The sequence below is a fragment of the Bradyrhizobium sp. C-145 genome (genome assembly GCF_023375135.1).
In the GTDB taxonomy this organism is placed as follows: domain Bacteria; phylum Pseudomonadota; class Alphaproteobacteria; order Rhizobiales; family Xanthobacteraceae; genus Bradyrhizobium; species Bradyrhizobium zhanjiangense.
In genome coordinates this window covers 3,780,027-3,799,536 of the sequence record NZ_CP088150.1, presented here as the reverse complement: position 1 = coordinate 3,799,536, position 19,510 = coordinate 3,780,027, and the positions used below count along the sequence as shown (strand labels likewise).

General features: G+C 62.2%; 17 protein-coding genes and 3 pseudogenes. 5 read left to right on the top strand and 15 right to left on the bottom strand.

Annotated elements, in window-relative coordinates:
- Positions 1-5: 5 nt before the first annotated feature.
- Positions 6-584 carry a DUF308 domain-containing protein gene (locus LRP30_RS17510; RefSeq protein WP_249761171.1) on the bottom strand — a complete coding sequence of 193 codons (579 nt, stop codon included), beginning with the start codon at positions 582-584 and terminating at the stop codon, positions 6-8.
- 91 nt (positions 585-675) lie between these two features.
- Complete coding sequence (locus tag LRP30_RS17505) at positions 676-1,260, bottom strand: TetR/AcrR family transcriptional regulator (RefSeq protein WP_249761782.1); 585 nt, start codon at positions 1,258-1,260, stop codon at positions 676-678.
- Positions 1,261-1,336: 76 nt separating this feature from the next.
- Here LRP30_RS17505 and LRP30_RS17500 point away from each other — a divergent pair, with 76 nt between their 5' ends.
- Complete coding sequence (locus tag LRP30_RS17500; protein WP_249761170.1) at positions 1,337-1,831, top strand: peptide deformylase; 495 nt, start codon at positions 1,337-1,339, stop codon at positions 1,829-1,831.
- A gap of 38 nt (positions 1,832-1,869) precedes the next feature.
- Here LRP30_RS17500 and LRP30_RS17495 read toward each other — a convergent pair whose 3' ends face one another.
- The 5 genes and pseudogenes from LRP30_RS17495 to LRP30_RS17475 all read right to left on the bottom strand — a co-directional run.
- Entirely contained in the window at positions 1,870-2,232 is a 363-nt protein-coding gene (locus LRP30_RS17495; RefSeq protein ID WP_249761169.1) for a metalloregulator ArsR/SmtB family transcription factor, read from the bottom strand.
- A complete protein-coding gene (locus tag LRP30_RS17490) occupies positions 2,232-2,894 on the bottom strand; it encodes an SRPBCC family protein (protein WP_249761168.1) in 663 nt (220 codons plus the stop codon). Before LRP30_RS17490 ends, LRP30_RS17495 begins: the two co-directional genes overlap by 1 nt.
- Positions 2,895-2,950: 56 nt before the next feature.
- Positions 2,951-3,907 (bottom strand): annotated as a pseudogene (locus LRP30_RS17485) (AraC family transcriptional regulator).
- A 195-nt stretch (positions 3,908-4,102) separates the two neighbouring features.
- A pseudogene (locus LRP30_RS17480) lies at positions 4,103-4,258 on the bottom strand (6-aminohexanoate hydrolase); the annotation flags it as partial.
- Positions 4,250-4,636, bottom strand: a pseudogene (locus LRP30_RS17475) (molybdopterin cofactor-binding domain-containing protein); the annotation flags it as partial. The pseudogenes LRP30_RS17475 and LRP30_RS17480, both read right to left, overlap by 9 nt.
- Positions 4,637-5,444: 808 nt before the next feature.
- Between LRP30_RS17475 and amrS the strand changes: the two are divergent.
- The 3 genes from amrS (at position 5,445) to LRP30_RS17460 (ending at position 8,033) form a co-directional block, all read left to right on the top strand.
- Complete coding sequence (gene amrS / locus LRP30_RS17470) at positions 5,445-6,545, top strand: AmmeMemoRadiSam system radical SAM enzyme (protein ID WP_249761167.1); 1,101 nt, start codon at positions 5,445-5,447, stop codon at positions 6,543-6,545.
- Entirely contained in the window at positions 6,542-6,973 is a 432-nt protein-coding gene (locus LRP30_RS17465) for an MTH938/NDUFAF3 family protein (RefSeq protein WP_249761166.1), read from the top strand. Before amrS ends, LRP30_RS17465 begins: the two co-directional genes overlap by 4 nt.
- 184 nt (positions 6,974-7,157) lie before the next feature.
- On the top strand, positions 7,158-8,033 hold the full coding sequence (locus LRP30_RS17460) for an aldo/keto reductase (protein WP_346016219.1): 876 nt from the start codon (positions 7,158-7,160) through the stop codon (positions 8,031-8,033).
- 674 nt (positions 8,034-8,707) lie between these two features.
- Here LRP30_RS17460 and LRP30_RS17455 read toward each other — a convergent pair.
- The 4 genes from LRP30_RS17455 to LRP30_RS17440 form a co-directional block, all read right to left on the bottom strand.
- Positions 8,708-12,052: an adenylate/guanylate cyclase domain-containing protein gene (locus LRP30_RS17455; RefSeq protein ID WP_249761165.1), complete on the bottom strand. Its 3,345-nt coding sequence runs from the start codon at positions 12,050-12,052 to the stop codon at positions 8,708-8,710.
- A gap of 1,259 nt (positions 12,053-13,311) precedes the next feature.
- Positions 13,312-13,749, bottom strand: coding sequence for a hypothetical protein (locus LRP30_RS17450; protein ID WP_249761164.1), 438 nt, complete (start codon positions 13,747-13,749; stop codon positions 13,312-13,314).
- Between the two features lie 107 nt (positions 13,750-13,856).
- Positions 13,857-14,387 carry a flavin reductase gene (locus LRP30_RS17445; RefSeq protein WP_164934443.1) on the bottom strand — a complete coding sequence of 177 codons (531 nt, stop codon included), beginning with the start codon at positions 14,385-14,387 and terminating at the stop codon, positions 13,857-13,859.
- An 8-nt stretch (positions 14,388-14,395) separates the two neighbouring features.
- The gene (locus tag LRP30_RS17440; RefSeq protein ID WP_249761163.1) at positions 14,396-15,460 is read right to left on the bottom strand and encodes a hydantoinase/carbamoylase family amidase; all 1,065 of its coding nucleotides are present in this window, start codon (positions 15,458-15,460) and stop codon (positions 14,396-14,398) included.
- Between LRP30_RS17440 and LRP30_RS17435 the strand changes: the two genes are divergently transcribed.
- On the top strand, positions 15,415-16,194 hold the full coding sequence (locus LRP30_RS17435) for an NtaA/DmoA family FMN-dependent monooxygenase (protein WP_249761162.1): 780 nt from the start codon (positions 15,415-15,417) through the stop codon (positions 16,192-16,194). The two genes, LRP30_RS17440 and LRP30_RS17435, sit on opposite strands and share 46 nt — an antisense overlap.
- Here LRP30_RS17435 and LRP30_RS17430 read toward each other — a convergent pair.
- From LRP30_RS17430 to LRP30_RS17415, 4 genes are read right to left on the bottom strand one after another with little or no spacing between them, the layout of a single operon-like run.
- The gene (locus tag LRP30_RS17430) at positions 16,191-17,120 is read right to left on the bottom strand and encodes a dihydrodipicolinate synthase family protein (RefSeq protein ID WP_128945571.1); all 930 of its coding nucleotides are present in this window, start codon (positions 17,118-17,120) and stop codon (positions 16,191-16,193) included. The two genes, LRP30_RS17435 and LRP30_RS17430, sit on opposite strands and share 4 nt — an antisense overlap.
- Before the next feature lie 9 nt (positions 17,121-17,129).
- On the bottom strand, positions 17,130-17,921 hold the full coding sequence (locus tag LRP30_RS17425) for an amino acid ABC transporter ATP-binding protein (RefSeq protein ID WP_276017374.1): 792 nt from the start codon (positions 17,919-17,921) through the stop codon (positions 17,130-17,132).
- Positions 17,918-18,649: an amino acid ABC transporter permease gene (locus LRP30_RS17420; protein WP_128934530.1), complete on the bottom strand. Its 732-nt coding sequence runs from the start codon at positions 18,647-18,649 to the stop codon at positions 17,918-17,920. Before LRP30_RS17420 ends, LRP30_RS17425 begins: the two co-directional genes overlap by 4 nt.
- A 19-nt stretch (positions 18,650-18,668) precedes the next feature.
- A complete protein-coding gene (locus LRP30_RS17415; protein ID WP_128945569.1) occupies positions 18,669-19,505 on the bottom strand; it encodes an ABC transporter substrate-binding protein in 837 nt (278 codons plus the stop codon).
- Positions 19,506-19,510: the final 5 nt, after the last annotated feature.

The following is a 19,510-nucleotide window of genomic DNA, read 5'->3' as shown; positions in this document are numbered from 1 at the left end:
CAGCTTCACATGGCAGCGCTGCGGCGCCACGTGCTGACGGTGAGCCAGACCGCCGAGACCAGGAAGTAGAGCGCGCCGATCGTAGCATAGCCCGCGACGTTCGCGATCGACGGGATTGCAGGCATCGAGGCTTGCAAGATGAAGAAGCCGCCCGCCAGAGCCGACTGGCCACCGCTGAGCACCATGGCCCACTGCGCGCCGAAACGCTTCCAGCGCCGCACGGCCGTGCCGAGCTGAAGCAATCCGGACAGGATCGCCCAGGCCCCGAAGATTCCGAGCACCCAATTCATGCTCACCTGCAAGGCCAGGATGACCGCGATGGTGGTGGCCAGGCTGACCAGCACGTTCAGGACCTGCGTGCGGTTTTGCGCCAACCCGCCGCTGCAGAGCGCGTCGAGATAATTGGCCGCGGCATCCCATGCCGGATAGACGACGAGCAACGTCGCTGCGCTCACCGCAGACGACGGCGCGATCGCAAAGGCCGCGATGACCCAGGCGACGGAAAACGCCGCACGCAGGAAATAATAGTGCTTCAGCCATTGCGCATGGTCGGCCGTGCCTAAAACCATCTCACGATCACTCATTGCCCGTTCCTTACCTACTAGTTGGTAGATTGCATGCGAAGCCAAATCACTGCGCCGCCGCGATGCTTGCGGCCTGTATCGACCTCGTCCGTCAGTGCCTGGTGGAAAGCCGGTCCAGCAGTGGCCGGGTGATGGTCCCAAACATCTTGGGATCGCCATAGGCGCGCGCCGACAGCATCGCGCCGTGAACGGTCGCCATGAATCCTTCCGCCTCGACCCGCGCGGTGCTGGAGAGCTGGAGCCGCCCCTGCCGTTTGCCGCGCTCCATCACCAAAGTCAGCCACGAGGCCAGTGCGCGGAAATGAGCCCGGACCTCGACTGCCACGTCCTCGGGCAGGATCGGAAGCTCGCTGGCAAGGAGCGCACACACGCAGAACGGCGCCGTCGCGTCCTTGATGCACGTTTCCCAGTACGCAACGTAGCTTTTGAGGCGCTCGCCGGGGTCTGGGATGTTGCGTTCGAGCGCCGACAGTCCCGCCTGGGCCTCCTCGCGATAGCGCGACACGAGGGTGCGGACCAGATCGACCTTGCTGGCGAAATGGTGGTGGATGCTGGGCTTGCGGATGCCGACAATTTCGGCGACGTCGGCGTAGCTGAAACCATTGTAGCCGCCTGCAATGATCAGCGTACGTGCGCAGGCCAGAATGTCGTCGGCAGTCGATGAAGTATTGCTCATGTCGAGCTGTCTACCTTCCAGTTGGTAGACAATCAAGATGGGGTGCTTCAATGATCCGTGAGTGGTAGGAGCCTGCATGACCATCCGCCCGATCATCCGCTATCCCGACCGCCGGCTCGCGAGCCCTGCCCGCCCCGTGACCGTCTTCGGCGACGGCTTGCGCGAACTCGCGCAGGACCTGCTCGACACGATGCGTTCTGCGCCCGGCATCGGCATCACCGCGCCGCATATCGGCGTGCCCCTGCGGGTGGTGGTGCTCGAGCTCGACTCGAAAGACGGCCCGCAGACCTATGTCAATCCGGAGATCACATGGGCCTCGCCCGAGATGATCCTGCACCGGGAGGGCAGCGTCTCGATGCCTGGGGTCAACGACGAGGTGCAGCGCCACGCCCGCGTGCGGATCAGCTATCAGGATCTCGACGGCAACACGCAGACCGAGGAGTCGGATGGCCTGCGCGCCGTGTGCCACCAGCACGAGATCGACCAACTCGACGGGATGTTCTGGCTGCGGCTGTCGCGGCTGAAGCGGGAGCGGCTGGTGAAGCGGTTCGAGAAGATGTCGCGGGGGTGAGCGTGACGTGATGGCGGCTTCCGCCCATCGCCACGTCCTCAAGCCCTCTTCCCGCTCCGCTTGGTCATTGGCGCGTTGCGACGCTCGCGTTTGCCGCGCGCGATCTCGGTTGCCAGTGCGTCCAGCTTCGGCTCCCAGAAATTCCTGAACTGGCCGATCCACGCATCCACCGCGCGAAGCCCGGCAACGTCCACCGAATAGAGGCGCCTTTGCGCCTCCGCCCTAACGCTTGCAAAGCCGCTCTCGCGCAGCACCTTGAGGTGCTGCGAGACCGCCGCCTGCGTGATTCCGAATTCGGCCCCGATCACGTCGACGACCTCGCCGGACGCCATTTCCTGAAGCACCAGCAGTTCGAGAATGCGACGGCGCACGGGATCGGCGAGGACCTCGAAGACGTGCATCAGCTTCCCGTGCCGGGATGCGCGATGTCGGGCGGCATCTCGCCGCGATAGAACGCAATGGTGCGGTCCGAGCGCTCCTTTGCGGAGGCAGGATCGACCCCGCTTGCGACATGCGCTGCGCGCCAAAACTCGCCGCTTGTCGTCATGAATTCCTTGCCCTCAGGCGAGCCCATCCATGCCTCGGCCGTCTCATGGTCGACCGATGCCCCGGTCGCAACATATCGCTCAAGTCCCGCAAGAGCGAGATCCCAACCGATACCCACCGCACCCGGACCGAACTGATTCCAATGATCCTCGATGATCGCGGTGTGCTCGAGCGTCAAACGCGCCTGACCACGTTCTGCCGCCAGCTTGACATCGATCCAACTCACCGCGCCTGCAAATTCCCACGTCGCGGCGAAATGCGTCGGCGGCGTGCACGCCGTGATGGTGCCGCCCGCATTTCCCCTAAGTTGGTACCTTCCCCCGAGCTGGAGATCGCCCTCGACCGGCAGGAACCAGCGCGGAATGCGCTCGCTGCTGGTCACGGCGTCCCAGAGATCGTCGACGCTCGTGTCGTAAAGACGCGTGAGAGTCACCGCGCTCGCCGATTTTCCGTCTTTCTCGAAATTGCGCACTGAACGCGTGACAAGCCCCAAGACCCTGGCGACGTCGATCTCCATTGCGTTCCTCCTTATCGCTTTGCGCAAAGAGGAATATCAATCCGCACTAATATAAGTCAAGGCTTATATTGCACTCGTAGATTGCGGCCTGCCCCGCTTCTTGCGACAGGACAGGCCGCCACCAACAGATCCTGTTTCAGCGGCAGGAATAGTTCCGCGACCGTCTCATGCTCCGGCACCTCCGGGAAGAAGCTCAGCCGCTGGCAATAGATCGGGAAGTCGCGCGCTTCCTCGCCGCTGGCCGGGAGCCAGTCGCGATAGAGATAGAGCGCGGCGGGCTCCAGATTGTCGGTGTAGCCGACGACGCGCAGCACGGCGCAGCGTCCACCAGGGATCTCGCCGGCTTTGATGTCGTCGCCATTGGCGTCGACCGGCCGGTCGGTGCCGACGCAAAGGTCGATGCTGTAATCGGAAGGCGAGGCAGGCCGGCGCTCGGAGCGTCAGATATTGAAGGTCGGATTCGTCTTGGGGTGCAGGCCCGCTGCCTTGCGCCAAGCGATGAAGCGCTGGATGGTGGCAGGAAGCATCGCCGGGTCGCCCCGGTGCTCCATGATCGCCACCTTGGTGGTGGGCACATCGCGGATCGTCACGTCGTCATTGGTAAAAGTCGTCTGCATGAGCTTGCTCCTGGCGTTGTCGAGAGGCCCGAAGGCCGCAAGCCACGGCTCCCAGTCGGGAGATTTCCGGAACGACGACGGCGATTGCCCGAACCGTTGCCGAAAGGCGCGGGCGAAGGCATCCGGTGCGTCGTAGCCGGCATCCATCGCGATGTCAGTGACATCGAGGGCGTCCATGTAGGCGAGCTGATGCGAAGCACGCTTCATGCGGGCCAGCTGGACATAGCGATGCACGGATAGACCGAAGGTCGCCGTGAACTGCCGGTGGAAATGAAATTTCGAGAAGGCCGCAACACCGCTCAGGGTTTCCAGGTCCAGATCATCGTCGAGATGCCGGTCGATATGGTCCAGCACCCGTCGCATCCGGTCCCGATAGTTTTGCAGCGCCGCCTTCATCGTCCCTCCTCCGTGGCGGCTTCAGTTAGCGGCAGACGGCCGTGGCGTGCTCGACCGAATCTTGCGGTTTGGCAAAGATCCGTAGCCCGGATGGAGCGCAGCGCAATCCGGGATTCTTGCCACAGAGGCAGCTGCGCGATGCGGCTGGCCAGTCCCGGATTAATCCGGGCTACGAGGACCGGCGTCCCGACGTACCTACCCGCCCGCCATCAGCGCCTTCGCCAGCGCCATGTAGGCCGGCAGCGTCACGGGGTCGTTGGCGGCGTTGCCCGCCATCGGATGCGAGGCGTAGCGCGCGATCACCATCTCGGCCCTGGGATCGATGTAGATGCCCTGGCCATAGACGTCCCTAGGCTGGAGACCGAAGACATCAGCGACGACCTGCGACAGCACGGTGCGATGGCCCTGCCCCTGCGGCACCGAGGCGACGTGGACGGTGACGCTGCCGACCGGATCGAGGCCGACCGTTGCGGTCGCCTGCGCGCCGTTCTTGGGACCTGCCTTGCGGCACTCGGCCGCCGTCAGCACGGTGGTGATGTAGCCCATGTTGGAAACGCTGGGCTCGACCACCGCGGTGAAGCCGATGCCGTAGAGGCGCCCCTCTGCCCGCGCAGCGTCCCGCTTCGCTTTCAGTTCGGCAAGCCTGCCCTGCTCGACCGCGCGCGCGACCGCTTCCTGGTAATTGCCGGAATCGAGCAAGGCTCCCGTCGCGGTGCGATACGGAAACGCGTTCACCTCGTCGGACCCGCCGGCTCTGTCGTTGCCCAGGACGTCACGCGGGATTACCTCATCGAGCTCGCCAGGCGAACAGAACTTCTGAAGTTGACGAACGTCAAATTCGCGCTCGGCGAACCACACGACCCGCGCCTGCCCGCTTCCTCGCTGGATGCCGCGATCCTCGTGCACCTGTATCACGAGATAGCCCAACCCTATGCCTTCCTCTACAATCTCGCGCCCGCCTTGAAGCCGGGCGCGCGGGTCGGAATTGTCGACCTTGAGCTTCCGACGTCGAAGCATGGCACGCCAATTGAGTTCTTGCGCTGCGAATTGACCGCCGTGGGCTATCGCCCGGTCGCCGCATATAAGCTCGCAGGGGCGGACGAATACCTGGCGGTGTTCTCACCGCCGGAGGGAGCCGGTCGAAAATCTCCCCGGGATATCGTTGCTTGTAGGGATCGTGCCGGCACGCGCTGACTACCTTATGAACGCCGGCAGCCAGTCCCAGAAGCCACGATTTGGGAATCCCCGATCGATACCGGCGGGAGTGGGCTTTTCGCACCAAGCGGCCGTTTGATATGTCCGCTTACCGCGGAAGACCAGAAGTGATCGGCGGCCGCTCAAACGGCGCTAGTGACCCAACTGCGACATCGGCGCCGTATTTTTGGCGCGCCGCAACGGTTCGGCTTACCATCTCCGCCCATCAGGCATAAAATGAGCCGACGTCCGCGAGCGTTCGTGCCTGGCCAGACATCGTGGCAGCTCGGACGCCCGTTGGCAAAGATCTGAGGTTTGCTCAGCGATCCACAGGACGAATGCTGTGACCGAACCCGAGCGTTTGGATGGCGTTCCTGGCCGCTACTGGCACCGGCTCGAAGACGGGCGCATCCAGTGCGACATCTGCCCGCGCTATTGCAGGCTCAACGAAGGCCAGCGCGGCCTGTGCTTCGTGCGTGGCCGGCAGGATGACCGGATCGTGCTCACGACCTACGGCCGCTCCTCGGGTTTCTGTGTCGATCCAATAGAGAAGAAGCCACTGAACCACTATCTGCCCGGAACTCCCGTGTTGTCGTTTGGTACTGCCGGGTGCAACCTGACGTGCAAATTCTGCCAGAACTGGGACATCTCCAAAGCGCGAGAGCTCGACCGGCTCCAGGACGCAGCCTCGCCGGAAGCTATTGTCGAGGCCGCGATTGCCACGGGCTCACGCTCCATCGCCTACACCTATAACGACCCCGTCGTCTTCCTCGAATATGCCGTGGACGTTGCAAGGGAGGCGCGCCGGCGCGGGATAAAGAACGTGGCGGTCACAGCGGGCTACATTGACGCGGCGGCGCGGGAGGAGCTTTACACTTTCATGGACGCCGCCAATGTCGACCTCAAGGCGTTCACTGAGGCGTTCTACAAGCGGCTGTGCACCGGCCATCTCGGCGCCGTCCTCGAGACGCTCGAGTATCTGAAGTACGGGACGAATGTCTGGTTCGAAATCACAACGCTGCTGATCCCGGGTCACAATGACGGCCCGGAGGAGGTGAAGAAGCTGAGCGAATGGGTGATGACAAGGCTGGGACCTGACGTGCCCTTACATTTCACCGCCTTCCACCCTGACTACAAGATGCTGGATCTGCCCTGTACGCCGGCCTTCACGCTGACGACCGCTCGCGATGTCGCGCGCAAGGTGGGACTGCATTTCGTCTACACCGGGAATGTCCATGACGAGAGGGGCCAAAGCACGTACTGTCCGAGCTGTGGTGAGCGGGTCATCGGCCGAGATTGGTATGACATCACGACTTGGCGGCTCACAGGCGACGGCCGCTGCGGTGTTTGTTCCACCGCAATCCCCGGCTTGTTCGAGGCACGCCCCGGCAGCTGGGGGCAGCGGCGTGTCCCGATCCGGATCGGCAGACTGGAACGTTCTTGAGTGAGGATGATGCCGGCGTCGAGGCGCCTCAGTACTGCGTGTTGGAGCAGGATTCTGATCAGGAGGCCACGATGAAGATTGACAACACCGTATTTGGCGCGATCACGATTGATGGAAAGACTTATGAGCACGACGTCGTCGTTCGCCTTTCCGGCGAAATTGTGAAGCGGAAAAAGAAGCTATCAAAGAAGCTGTATGGTACATCGCACGTGCTTTCAAAAGATGAGGCAAAATTTCTCTTCGAGAAGGGCTGCGACCAGGTCGTCATCGGCTCGGGTCAGATGGGCAACGTACACCTATCACCGGAAGCTGAAGCCTATTTCGAAAGAAAGGGCTGCGAGGTCGTGTTGAAGCCGACACCCGAGGCAATCCGGATGTTCAACCGCTCACGCGCAAAGAGAATCGGACTCTTTCATGTAACCTGTTGAAAGAAATGCTCGGTCAACTGTTCCGTTGATAGTGGCAGACCAGCCTGATCCGGCTTGCGTCGTCCTGATACGGACGTAGCCGCGGAAGACGATGCGGCCGTAGTCGCTACGGCGTGCCTTGAAACGCCGGCGTCATCACACTATAGCCAGCTAACGGCGCTGTCGCTCTGTGAGAGGTCCAGCGATGCCGGCAGATCATGATATGCGCCATGGCACGCGCCCTTTGGGTCGAACCGGCATCGATGTGCTGCCCTTGGGCATCGGCACGAACAAATGGCGGCGTGCCGATCGTGGGGCCGTATTCGAAACATACAGGACCATTCATGATGCCGGCCCGTGCATGATCGACACGGCTGAGATCTATTTCTCGGAGCGCGTTGTGGGGGACTGCTTGCGCGCTGGTCCCACCCGCGCGGTGATAGCATCGAAATTCCTTCCCTTTCCGGGCCGAACCTCTCCGCGCCGCCTGATGAGCGCGCTTGACGGTTCACTCGCGCGCCTGGGCCTCGAGACAATCGATCTCTACTATGTTCACTATCCGCTGCCCTTGATCGACGTGGGAGTGTTCGCCGAAGGTTTGGTCGAAGCGGTGAAGTCCGGCAAGGCACGCGCGGTCGGCGTGGCAAATTTCAATGCGGACCAGATGCGACGCATCGCCGATCACCTCGCAAGGGCAGGCGTTCCGCTCGCCGCCAATCAGGTCAACTACAGCCTGCTCCGACGCGCAGCGGAAACAAATGGCGTGCTCGAAGCCTGCCGTGAGCTCGATGTGGCACTCGTCGCGTATTTTCCGCTTGCGTCTGGCCGCCTCACGCAGCCGTCGGACAGCATGGACACGCAAGCGCTGCTGACGTGTCTCGCCGATATTGCCGGCGCGCACGACGTCAGCATCAGCCAGGTCGCCCTGAACTGGCTGTTGGCGCGCGACAGTCACGTGATTCCCATCCCCGGCGCGACCAAGCCTCATCACGCCAGGGCCAATCTCGATGCACTCGGTTGGCGCTTGAGTGAGGCCGAGTTCGATGCAATCGACCGAGCCGCAGCAAAGCGTGGAACATGAATCCGGCGCCTTTCGTGCCTCCACCTTAGCGATGACCCGCCGCTTGAAGCGGCGCGATCGGTGTCCCGCTCGCCTGGCTCTTGGTGGCCCGACGCAGAGTGCGCCAGGAAAGCTGGCAAAGAATAGGAGGTGAAAGTCCCCCACGGTGAAGGTCTAGCCAACCACCCCGACCCCGAGTGATGCGCGGCGTCCCGCGAGGGCCGACGTGAAGCGTTCACAGGGGAGACCACGGGCCAAGTATTGAGCTGCGAAACGGGTCTACTTCCGAGGTGCCGATCTCGTTCTGCTGAGGAGAAGGCAACATCCCCACCGCCGCGGGCCCTCAATGAGGGTCGCGGTAGGGACGAGGATTGATCCTCGCCCAACGCGACCAACCCACACCATAGGAACGGTTTGATCTCGGGTCGATCAGCACGACCATGCTACGTGGCGATCGAGTGACAATTTTCATCTTCGAGAACTGAGGTTGATCGTCAGCACTCGCACAGTCTGCGGTCACCCTCGAAACTTTGCGTTGCACTTGCACCACTGAAGGCCGCCCCGTCCGCTTCAGAAGGCTTTCTCCTCGTTGGCTGTCGCAAGATTCCCCTTGCTCTCTCGGTGCACCGGCTTGCGCCAGAAGCGGCCTTCCCTGTCCGGCCACACTTCAACCCAAAGAAATCCAAAGCTGATCATTACCAAGCACTTTCTAATCTCGCCTTGGCTCTGGCTAGGTCCGGAGTTTCAAAACCTTCGCTAAACGATCGGTAAATCTCGCCGAGTTGTAAGCGACACTTGTCTGCGTTGTGTCTCAGCTCGCTCAGGCCACACATGCTCAAACAAAGTCTAAGCTCCAAGGATTTGGCTTTCTGTTCGCGCGCAACCTCAAAGCCTTTAGAAAAATAGTACTCCGCCTGATCCAAGTCCTGGTTCGACCGGAGGTAGGCTTCCGCGAACAAACGATATATCTCGGCCGCGTAAAAGCTTTCAGAATTCTCCGCGTTAAGCCTTAATTGCGCCTGCTTCAAAAAGTCGAGCGCTTTCGCGTACTGTTCGTGCTCTATGCATGCATCCGCCAATAGGCCCAAAGCGTAAGACTCAAATAATAGCGCGCCAGTGGCGCGCTCTTGTTCCAAGCCTTCCTGAATTTCGGCGAGACCTTTCTCAAAGTTGCCTTGGTAAGCGCTTGCCCATCCGCGCAAAATAAGGGCCATAGCCAGATAGTGCGCAAACTGATGTTCTTTGCAGAATGCAACGGCGACGTTCGCCTCCGCGGCAACAGCGGCGGCATCGCCCCGAAGCTGATGCACGCGAAGGCTTATCGTTCGTACGATTGCCTCACTAAAGGGATGTTGAGACGCCTCTGCGTATCGGCGTGCCTCCGCGCACATTTGCAAAGCTCGATCTGGTTGACCGAGCAAGCAGAGAGTCATGCCATCGTATGCGCGGACATGAACTCGGGGGTCCTGTGCCGACAGGTCAAGGTATTCTGCAGCCTTACTGTCCTCACAGAGGCCAACACTACGTTGCAGCTCCGCGTGAGCATCGGCAAATTTCCCCTGTGCAAACAAGGTAAACCCTACAGCCTCGTGGGCAAGAACCCTGAAAACCGAGTTATCCGCCCTCTCGGCGCTATCCAGCAAATGTTCTGCAAGGGCTTGCGCTTCACCAAGCGATGCGTGAACGAAATTCCACGTCCATAAACCAAAGATCGCAGGCAAGACATGTTCGTCAAGCCCACTCTCGTTGCAGAGTTGAAGTGCTCGCGTGTACGCATACTTCACGCTGTCAGTGCTCCAGCCGTTAATTGCCCGGAGAGCGTTGCCGAGTGATATCTGAAGCAGCAACTCCGACTTGTTGCGTAGCAACGGGTTGTCGATCTTGGGAATCTGATCCAGCCCTTGCTTCAGGTGACGGACCGCTTCATTGTGCGCCGAGCGGGCCGCTGACTGCCTGCCTGCTTCGTACCAGTAGTGTAAGGCCCGTTCGTGGTTCTTCGCTTGAGTGTAATGGCACGCAATTATCTCGGGCTGCGTTCGTACCGCTTCGGGGAATTTCTGCTCCAGCGCCTTCGCGATAGCGGCGTGCAGATGCACGCGGCGGCTCTTCAGGAGCCCAGCATATGCGGCGTCTCGCACCAAAGCGTGCTTGAACGTGTATACCGCGTGTGGATTTTCACCCCTGCAAAACATCAGTTCCGAACGGACCAACTGCTCAAGTGCCTCGTCCAACTTCTGCTTCTGCAGTCCAGCGACGGCGCTCAAAAGCTCGTAGTGAAATTCTCGCCCCGCGACAGCACCGATTTGGGCCACATCCCGCACCGGTGACAACCGATCAAGGCGAGCCATCAGCGAAGCCTGCAAGGTAGTTGGGATTGCGAATGACGGCAGAGGTCCCTCAAGAACATATTCCCCGTCGCGCTCTCGCAAAAGCCCGCCTTCCAGCACCATCTTCGTTAATTCCTCGACGAATAGAGGCACGCCATCGGTGTGTGCGAGAATATGCTCCATTACCTCCTTGGGGAGGGTTTTGCCTCCGGTCACCCGCAGGACCAACGCTGTGCCGTTGCGTCGGCTAAGTCGGGTGAGCGGGATGGTGGTGGTGTGAGGATAACTCGGCCAGGGGGGAGTGAATTCGGCTCTCGCCGTGATCAGCACCAGTGCCCTAAGCCGCGGCGTATGCTCCACCATAGCTGCGAGCAGCTCAAGCGAGGTTGGATCAATCCAATGCACATCTTCGAAAATGAGTAAGACCGGCTGCCTCGCCGCTAATCCATTAAGCTGGGCCAATAATGCCGCGAAGGTCTTCTCTTTACGTTTTTGTGGAGTGAGATCCTGCAGCCGGTAGTGATCATCGGCCGGTAGCACCAATAAGTTTGCCAGAACTGCCCGGTGTTCGGGATCGCCTGTGGATTGCACCAACAGAGCCTCGAGTTTCGATAGCTTCTCCCGAGGCGAGTCGCTGTGCCTGAACCTGGCAGCACGTTCGAGCTGGCTAATGAATGGGCACAATGCGCTGTGGGTATGATGCTCAGAACAGAAATAGCGCAGCGTGATGTGTGATTCTCCCTGGAGCCGCTCATTGAGCGCCGACGCAATGTGGGATTTGCCAATCCCCGGCTCGCCCGTAAGGGTCACCACCCGACCTTCTTCCTGGGTAGCTTGTCGCCAGCGGCGTAACAACAGCTCCATCTCCTCGTCACGCCCGAACAACGGTGGCAGCTTGGTGGTGTGCATCGCCTCGAATCGGCTCTCGACACCGCTAGTCCGCAGCACCTGATACGCCCGGACCGGCTCCGCCCAGCCTTTCAGCGCGACGGGATCTAGCTCGCAGTACTCGAACTCCCCCCCGGCGAGCCGGCGCGTCCTCGCGCAGATCAACACAGATCCTGGCTCGGCCATCGTTTGTAGTCGCGCGGCGAGGTTCGGCGTCTCACCAACAACTGCCTGCTCCGCCGGAACACTCCCAATCAGAAGCTCGGTGACCACGACAGTGCCTGTCGCAATGCCGACGCGAACCTCCAGGGCAGCGGCGACATTCCGGACGCTCGCTACGGCATCAATGATTGCGAGCGCAGCGCGCACAGCCTGTTCGGCATCATCCTCATGGGCGTGCGGATAGCCGAAATAGATCAATGCACCGTCACCCATATAGCGAGCAATCCTTCCCTGATAACCGCCTATGACTTCTGCGATGCAGCTGTGATACGCGCTAATCAGGGCTCGCATGTCCTCTGGGTCCAACCGCGCCGCAAGGGCTGTGGAGCCAACCAAGTCACAAAACATCACCGTCAGATGGCGCCGCTCGCCCTCATCCGGTCGGCTCGGGTAAAGCTCTGTTTTAGCCGGAGGCCCAATTTCGTCATCAAGCTCTGCGATGGCGCGCAGCAGCTTGCGGCGATGACCTAGCAGGACGCCCAGCTCCTTTAGGTCCTGTTCTGTCAGGTCGCGGACGACCGAGAGGTCAATGCCGTTTTCGGCGAAGCGCTGGGCGTACGTCGATAAGCCGATTGACTCGAGCCACTCCGTGACGCCTCTCATGGCATGGGCGCCTTCCCGCTCGTTCTCGGTATCCGAACAATCGTATACTACACAAACGTATCACACACGAAAGAGCGAACGCGCAGCGAATGAGTGGAGCGGCGGGCGACCGCCCTTAGTGGCCTCTCGCTGCCTGCGCGCGAGGATCCTCGTGGGATGAACTCATTTTGGGAGCTTCGCCAGGTATGGCCGAAATATTGACCATTACGCAGCCGCTCACCCCGGTGTAGCCCCCGTCCTGCAAACTCGCCCGTGGTCGCTTGCGCGAGGCACGATTGGGATACAAGGTCGTGCGGTGTTGTCAGGGTAGGCAGTCGCGCGTTCCCGCACGAAATTTTGTATCGCGCAATACCAGGCGCTGACCCTTCCGCTGGTAGGCTGGTGGGCACGATAATTTTCCGACATGCAAATCAAGAGCGGAGACTGGCCTATGCCAAAGGCTTACCTGATCGCTGAACACAACATCACGGAGCCCGCTATTTTTGAAGAATATCGGGTCAATTTGGACCTATGATCGAAAAATAGGTTGGGCGGTATCTGACAAAGGGCAACGCGCATCAGTTCCCGGAAGGCGGCCGTTGGGAGCCGCAGCGCCCGGCCATGCAAGTGGCAGACCGATTAGCTGCGTCGGTCGATGCGTTTTTGCTCGGGTCTGGTGGCTAACAGCCGTCGTTGCGGCATGGCGCTACTGACATCGGGCGAGCAAACCGTTGCCGCAATAGATTAGCCGATCTTTCCCTCGGGTATTGCGGTCGCGGCGACGTCCGATTGCGCCCGCAAATTATCGATGCCTCGGGGGCACACTCGTTGTTGTCGAATTCTCCCGGTCTGAGCCTGCATATCACTGCCGTTTCCGCACGATCCGCACGAGGCGGAGGTGCCGGTCAGAAGGAGCTATTCGCGCCGCGCATCGGCCCTTATGCCGTCGGACGTAATTTCATAGTCGTCGCCGCGATGCCTGAGCCAGCCTGCCTTTACCATTGCGATCGCGGTCTCTTCACTGCATAATCGGTGGTTACCGCCCGGATAGTACAATTTCCCATCATGTGCGACCAAACGGCCGTACAGGTGCGCTTGCCGTAGCACTCTCCGCATTCCGGGCGTGGGGTTGACCATGATGCCCATAAACCTTGAGGCTCAGCAGTCCTTCGAACGAAAATATATCGCGGCGCGCTGCCTGCTGCGAGGAGTATTACCGAATTGATCACCGCATTACCGAACGATGGACAGGGAGATGGGTCGTTATTGCGGTAACTTCGTCACAGGTCTGCCAGCAACTTGCGAGCTTCCACGAGATCGCGTGTTTCCAAGCCCTCGCTGAACCAGCTGTGGATCGGCACAAGAGCGTCGCGCGCCTCTCGCCGCATGCCGCGTGCCGCCTGGAGTCTGGCTCGCGCAACGCTTGCGCGAAGCTCGGGCAGCCTTGCACCCTGGGCAGCGATAATTTCACTGGCGGCCTCGAACTCCGCGTCCGCTTGATTTTCGGCCTCCGCCAAGACCTGCCGAGGCCGTTTCTGCGACGCGGTTCGAAGCGCCGGTGCTTTGCAGCCACGCGGTGAAGGTGTGACGCTTTCAAGTTCGAAACAGCTGGCGTTGCTCCTCAGCGCTCTCTCGTACCCCGCCCTCGAATCGGAGGTACAGATGTTAGTGTGCCGACCTTGCACGTCGATGGTCATTTCTGAAGCGGCGATGGCCAAGACGCGGCCGCCTAGTGCATCCCCGCAAGGGATACGCTTGCCCGGGTGACGATCTCTTTCCATGACATAGAGACTGCTGGAACGGCTGGCGATAGCCGCCGGCCCCATCAGGATCGGCCAAGAGCGGATTCGGGTCCAGCCTCAGCCGGAATGATCACCCCGATCGTGTGGTAGGCGCGGCCGAAATAGATCAGATTGTCGGCGCAGCCAGATCTTTGCAGCGCGACGACCCGGCAGAACAGCACATCATGCGTGCCAACATTGACGACGTCCGCAATCCGGCAGTCGAACGCCGCGGCACAGTCGGCCAGCACGGGCGCGCCGGTTGCGAGTGTCGACCACGCCGCAGCGGCAAAGCGTTCCTCAGCGGGCACCTTGCCGCCGAACAGGCGGGATAGTCGCTCGTGACGCGCCGAGAGCACGTTGACGCATACCACCTTATTGCGGGTCACGCTGCCATAGGCGGAGGAGCCGCGGTTCATGCAGACCAGAAGCGTCGGCGGATCGTCAGTGACGCTGCAGATTGCAGATGCGGTGAATCCGGCGCGGCCCGCAGCCCCGTCGGTGGCGACGATAGTGACGGCCGCGCCGAGACAGGCCATCGCGTCGCGGTAGTCCCGAGGAGCCACATCTTGCATCGGTGTCCTCACGCCTCGATGGCAGGCGCGAAGGCGAGTTCGCGCAGCACCTGTGCCAGCACGGCGGTGCCGGCCGCGACATGATCGGGTTCAGCCCATTCATGCTCGACATGGCTCGCGCCGTCGCGGCACGGGATGAAGATCATCGCAGCCGGGCAGACCTTGGCCAGATGACGGGCATCGTGACCGGCGGCAGAGAGGATCGCCATGGCGGAATACCGCTGCTTACGCGCGGCCTCCGCGATGCTCGCACGCAGGCGCTGATCGAAGACGTTCGACGGCGCATCCACGAGCGGCGTCACCGTAACCGAGCACGGCGGGGCCTTCTCCTGGCAAAGAGTTTTGATGCGCGCACCCGCCGCGTCGAGCACGACATTGTCAGGATGGCGCAGATCGATGCTGAAGCTGACGCGCGACGGCACCACGGACGGCGCGTTCGGCACGACGGCGACCCGGCCAATGGTGAACTTGATGTCGGCATCGATGGCGCCGATCTCGGCATGAAGTGCGCTCGCGACCTCCGCAAAGGCCGCGAGCGCATCGCGCCGCTCCTGCTGCGCCAGCGTGCCGGCATGGCCCTCGGCACCCTCGACGACCACCTGAAAGGTCTTCTTGCCCTGGATGCCGGTGACGACACCGATCATGCAGTCCGCCGCCTCCAGCACCGGTCCCTGCTCGATGTGCAATTCGAGATAGGCCCCGGCGGCAAAGCCGAGGGGCCTGTGCGGCATATCGGGGAAAGCCTGGTGGAGGCGGTCGAGCGCCTCGCCGACGCTGATGCCATCCGCATCGCGCGCGGCGCGGATCGCATCCATGCCACGCTCGCCGGTAAAGGCCTCCGAGCCCATCATGCCCGGGGCGAAGCGCGAGCCTTCCTCGTTCATCCAGGCGACGACGATGAGGTCGCGCGCAGGCTTCTCGCCTTGCTCGGCCAGCGAGACCGCAGCTTCGAGCGCCGCCATCACGCCGGCGGCGCCGTCGAATTTACCGCCGGTCGGCTGGCTGTCGAGATGACTGCCGAGCAGCAGTGGCGGCGCGGCGCGATCGCGGCCCGATCGACCATGACGGCGCATTCTTCAAGGTGAAGGGCCCGCTCAACATCGGCCGCAGCCCGCAGGGCCAGCCCGTCGTGCTCCAGGCCGGCGGCTCCGAAGCCGGCCAGGCACTCGCCGCGCGCACCGCCGACATCGTGTTCTCGGTGGTGCAGGATATCGAGGAAGCCAAGGCCGGCTACGCCTCGCTGAAGACGCGCCTGCCGGCGTTCGGACGCAGGCCCGAGGACGTCACGGTGCTGCCAGGCGTGATGCCGGTGGTCGGCCGCACCGACAAGGAGGCATTCGAGAAGCTCAACACGCTCCAGAACTTCGTCAGCGGCAGCATCGCGCTCGCCATCCTGTCGGACCGCTTCGGGCGCGACATGTCGGCCTACGATCTCGACGGGCCGATCCCCGACATCGCGCCATCAGACAGCTATCACAGCTTCGCCAGCGTCATGCTTGCCAAGGGCCGCCGCGAGAACATGACGCTGCGCGATCTCTACAATCTCACCGCCGCCGCCCGCGGCCATTGGGTGCTGTGCGGCTCGGCCGAGCGCATCGCCGACACACTCCAGCTCTGGTTCGAGGAGCATGCCGCCGACGGCTTCAATGTGATGCCGCCTTATTTCCACGAGGGGTTCGAGGACTTCGTCCAGCTCGTCGTGCCGATCCTCCAGGAGCGCGGGCTGTTCCGTGCGGACTATGAAGGCACGACATTGCGCGATCATCTCGGCCTCGCGCGGCCGGCGAATCCGTTCTTCGCGGCTTAGAGCGCGCCGGCGAAGCGCAGTGCCTGCTCGAGCGCCTGCAACTCGCCGTGTGTCGCCGCCGGCTGTGGCGGCCGCGCCGCGTCGCATGACAGGCGTCCGAGCAGCTTCAGGCAGGCTTTGAGCCGCACGGTCGCGCGTCCTCCGGGCGCATCGCGATAGATCGCGACCGCCAGCGGATAGAGCTTCTCATGCGCGGCGCGTGACCGCTTCCAATCGCCGGCTTCGGCCGCAACCCAGAGGTCGACCACAAGCTCCGGTACCACACAGGCGAGGCTGACCTGACTGCCGGCCGAGCCGACGAGATAGCTCGTCAGCAGGTGCTCGTCGCCGGAACCGAGCACGACGAAGTCCGGTCGCAGCTTGCGGATCAGCCTGAGATTCTGTTCGTAGGCCGCAACCTCCCAGCTGCCTTCCTTCACCGCAACGAAACGGGGATCGGCGACAAGCCGCGTAAGCAGCGGCGGCGCGTAGGCCATCGCGCCCGCGCCGACGGGTGCAGCGTAGAGCATTAGCGGCGCGGTCGTGGCATCGCGGATGTAGCGGTGATGCTCGATCACGCAGTCATCGGCGTGGCCGAGCGCCCAGCTGTTGGGTGGAAACACCAGCAGCCCGTCGGCGCCGGCCTGTTGCAGCGCAGCCGCTTCGCGCGCGGACTCCAGGCTCGATTCATGATTGACCCCGGAGACGATCAGGCAGTCCTGCGGCGTGTGCTGGCGCGCCAGCTCCACCACGCGCCGCTTCTCGGCCAGCGACAGCACGAAATTCTCGCCGGCGTGGCCGTTGACGAGGAGCCCATTGATGCCGGGCGCGGACGCCACCGACGCGAGATGCGCTGCGAGCTGCGCCTCGTCGATCTCGAAATCGGGCGTCATCGGCACGATGGTGGCGGCGTGAATGCCGCGCAGGCGGTCGCTGAATGTCCGCATCTTGGCCGATCAATGAATGATCTGATCGAGGAACGTCCGCGCCCGCTCGGACTTCGGATGCTTGAAGAATTCCACCGGCGCGGCCTGCTCGACCACCTTGCCCTCGTTCATGAATACGATGCGGTCGGCGACCTCGCGGGCAAAGCCCATCTCGTGGGTCACGCACAGCATGGTCATGCCCTCCTCCGCGAGCTTCTTCATGGTCTCCAGCACTTCCTTGACCATTTCCGGGTCGAGCGCGGAGGTCGGCTCGTCGAACAGCATGATCTTGGGCCGCATGCACAGCGCGCGTGCGATGGCGACGCGCTGCTGCTGGCCGCCGGAGAGCTGCCCGGGAAATTTCTCGGCCTGATCGGGAATCCGGACCTTGGTGAGGAAATGCATGGCGAGGTCCTTTGCCTCCGCCTCACTCATGCCGTTCACGGTCATCGGGGCCAGGATGCAGTTCTCCAGCACCGTCATGTGAGGAAACAGATTAAAGCTCTGGAACACCATGCCGGTATCGCGCCTGACGGCGTCGATGTTCTTGCGCTGGCGATCGAGCTCGACGCCGTTGACGTAGATCAGGCCCTCGTCGTGCTTCTCGATGTGGTTGACGCAGCGAATGAGCGTCGACTTGCCCGAGCCGGAGGGACCGCAAACCACGATCTTCTCACCCTTGGCAACTCTGAGATCGACCTCGTTCAACGCGGTGAAGTCACCATAGTGCTTGTAGACCGCCTCCATGCGGACCGCAGGCACCTCACGGATTTGCGGCTGCACCGTTGAACCTTCGGCCGTAGTCATCGATATCTCGCTCATGCGCGGGCCTCCACGCTCGCCTGTGCGACCGGCGCGCTCGCTGCGACCCGCCTCGTTTTCGCGGCATTCGATCGACCGAAATGCTTCTCCAGCCGGCGCTGTACCGCGTCCCAGACCGAGGTGAGGATCAGGTAATACGCCGTCGCCGCCGCATAGACTTCGAGGATCTGGAAATGCTCCTGCATCAGCATGTCGCTGCGGCGCATGAGCTCCTCGACCGAGATCACGGAGGCAAGCGAGGTCGCCTTCAAGAGCGAGTTGATGGAGTTGCCGAGCGGCGGGATCATCAGGCGGAACGCCTGCGGCAGGGTCACGCGGCGGAACGTAACCCAGGGCGACAGGCTGAGCGCCCAGGCGGCCTCGCGCTGCCCCGCCGACACCGCCATGAAGCCGCTGCGCACGATCTCGGCGAGATAGGCGGCTTCGTTGAGGATCAGGCCGACGAGTGCGCAGGTGATCACGGAGAACTTGATGCCGAGCTGCGGCAAGCCGCTGTAAATCACCACGAGCTGGATCAGCAGCGGCGTGCCGCGGAAGAACCAGATGTAAAAGCGCGCGGCACCCGCGAGCACCGGATTGGACGACATGCGCAGCAACGCGATGCCCATGCCGAGGATCAAACCGCCGACGACCGCCGCCACCGTCAAGCCGATGGTGACGAGCACTCCCTTCATCAGGAAGTAATTGAAGAAGTAGCTGACGGCGGCCGTCGGACTGAAATGGCTCATCGGCTCGTCTCCGTAGGTATCAGGCCGGACCGGGGCCGGCGATCGCAAGCGGCTGGTCGGCCGGCATGGCGGTCAGGCCGAACTTGTCGAACAGCGCCTGATAAAAGCCGTCGGCCCGCATCGCGTTCAGCGCCTTGACGACGGTATCGGCGACCGTCTTGTTGCGGAAACCAAGCGTGGTCCTGGCCGTGCCGAGCCCGCTCAGGACTTCCTTCACGCGACCACGGCCAACGAGATCGCGCGCCACGCTGTCGACCAGCAGCGCATTGTCAACCTGGCCCGCAAGCAGCGCGCTGACGACGTTGGTCGCGGTCGGGAACGTGCGCATCTCGACGGCTGCGCCGCCCTTTGCGACGCTCGCATCGCTGAGTTTCTTGAGCCAGTTCATCTGGTAGCTGCTGACCTCGACCGCGGATGATTTTCCGATCAGATCGTTTTCGGTAGCAATTTTTGTGCCGCTATCGGGGGCCACCACGACAGAGATCGCCTGAATGGCATACGGCACCATGTACATCAGCTTCGAGCGTTCCTCGGTCCAGAACATGCCGGTATTGACGCCGTCGATGCGCGCTGCGCCCAAGGCAGGAATCATCGCCGGAAAATCCATCCGGACGAGTTCGACCGGAAGACACAACCGCTTGCCGAGCTCGGCGGCGAGCTCCACGTTGAGGCCCTGCAGCTGGCCGTCCTTGTCGACGAATTGCTGCGGCGGATTGGTCGGGTTGATGGAGAGCTGCAATTTGCCGGGCGCAATCAGGTTGTCATCGGTGATTGCGGGCGTACAGGCGGCATGCACCGCCGTGGACGCGAGAACGAGTGCGGCGGCCGCACTCAAGCGAAACAGTGTCGAGACCATGGATA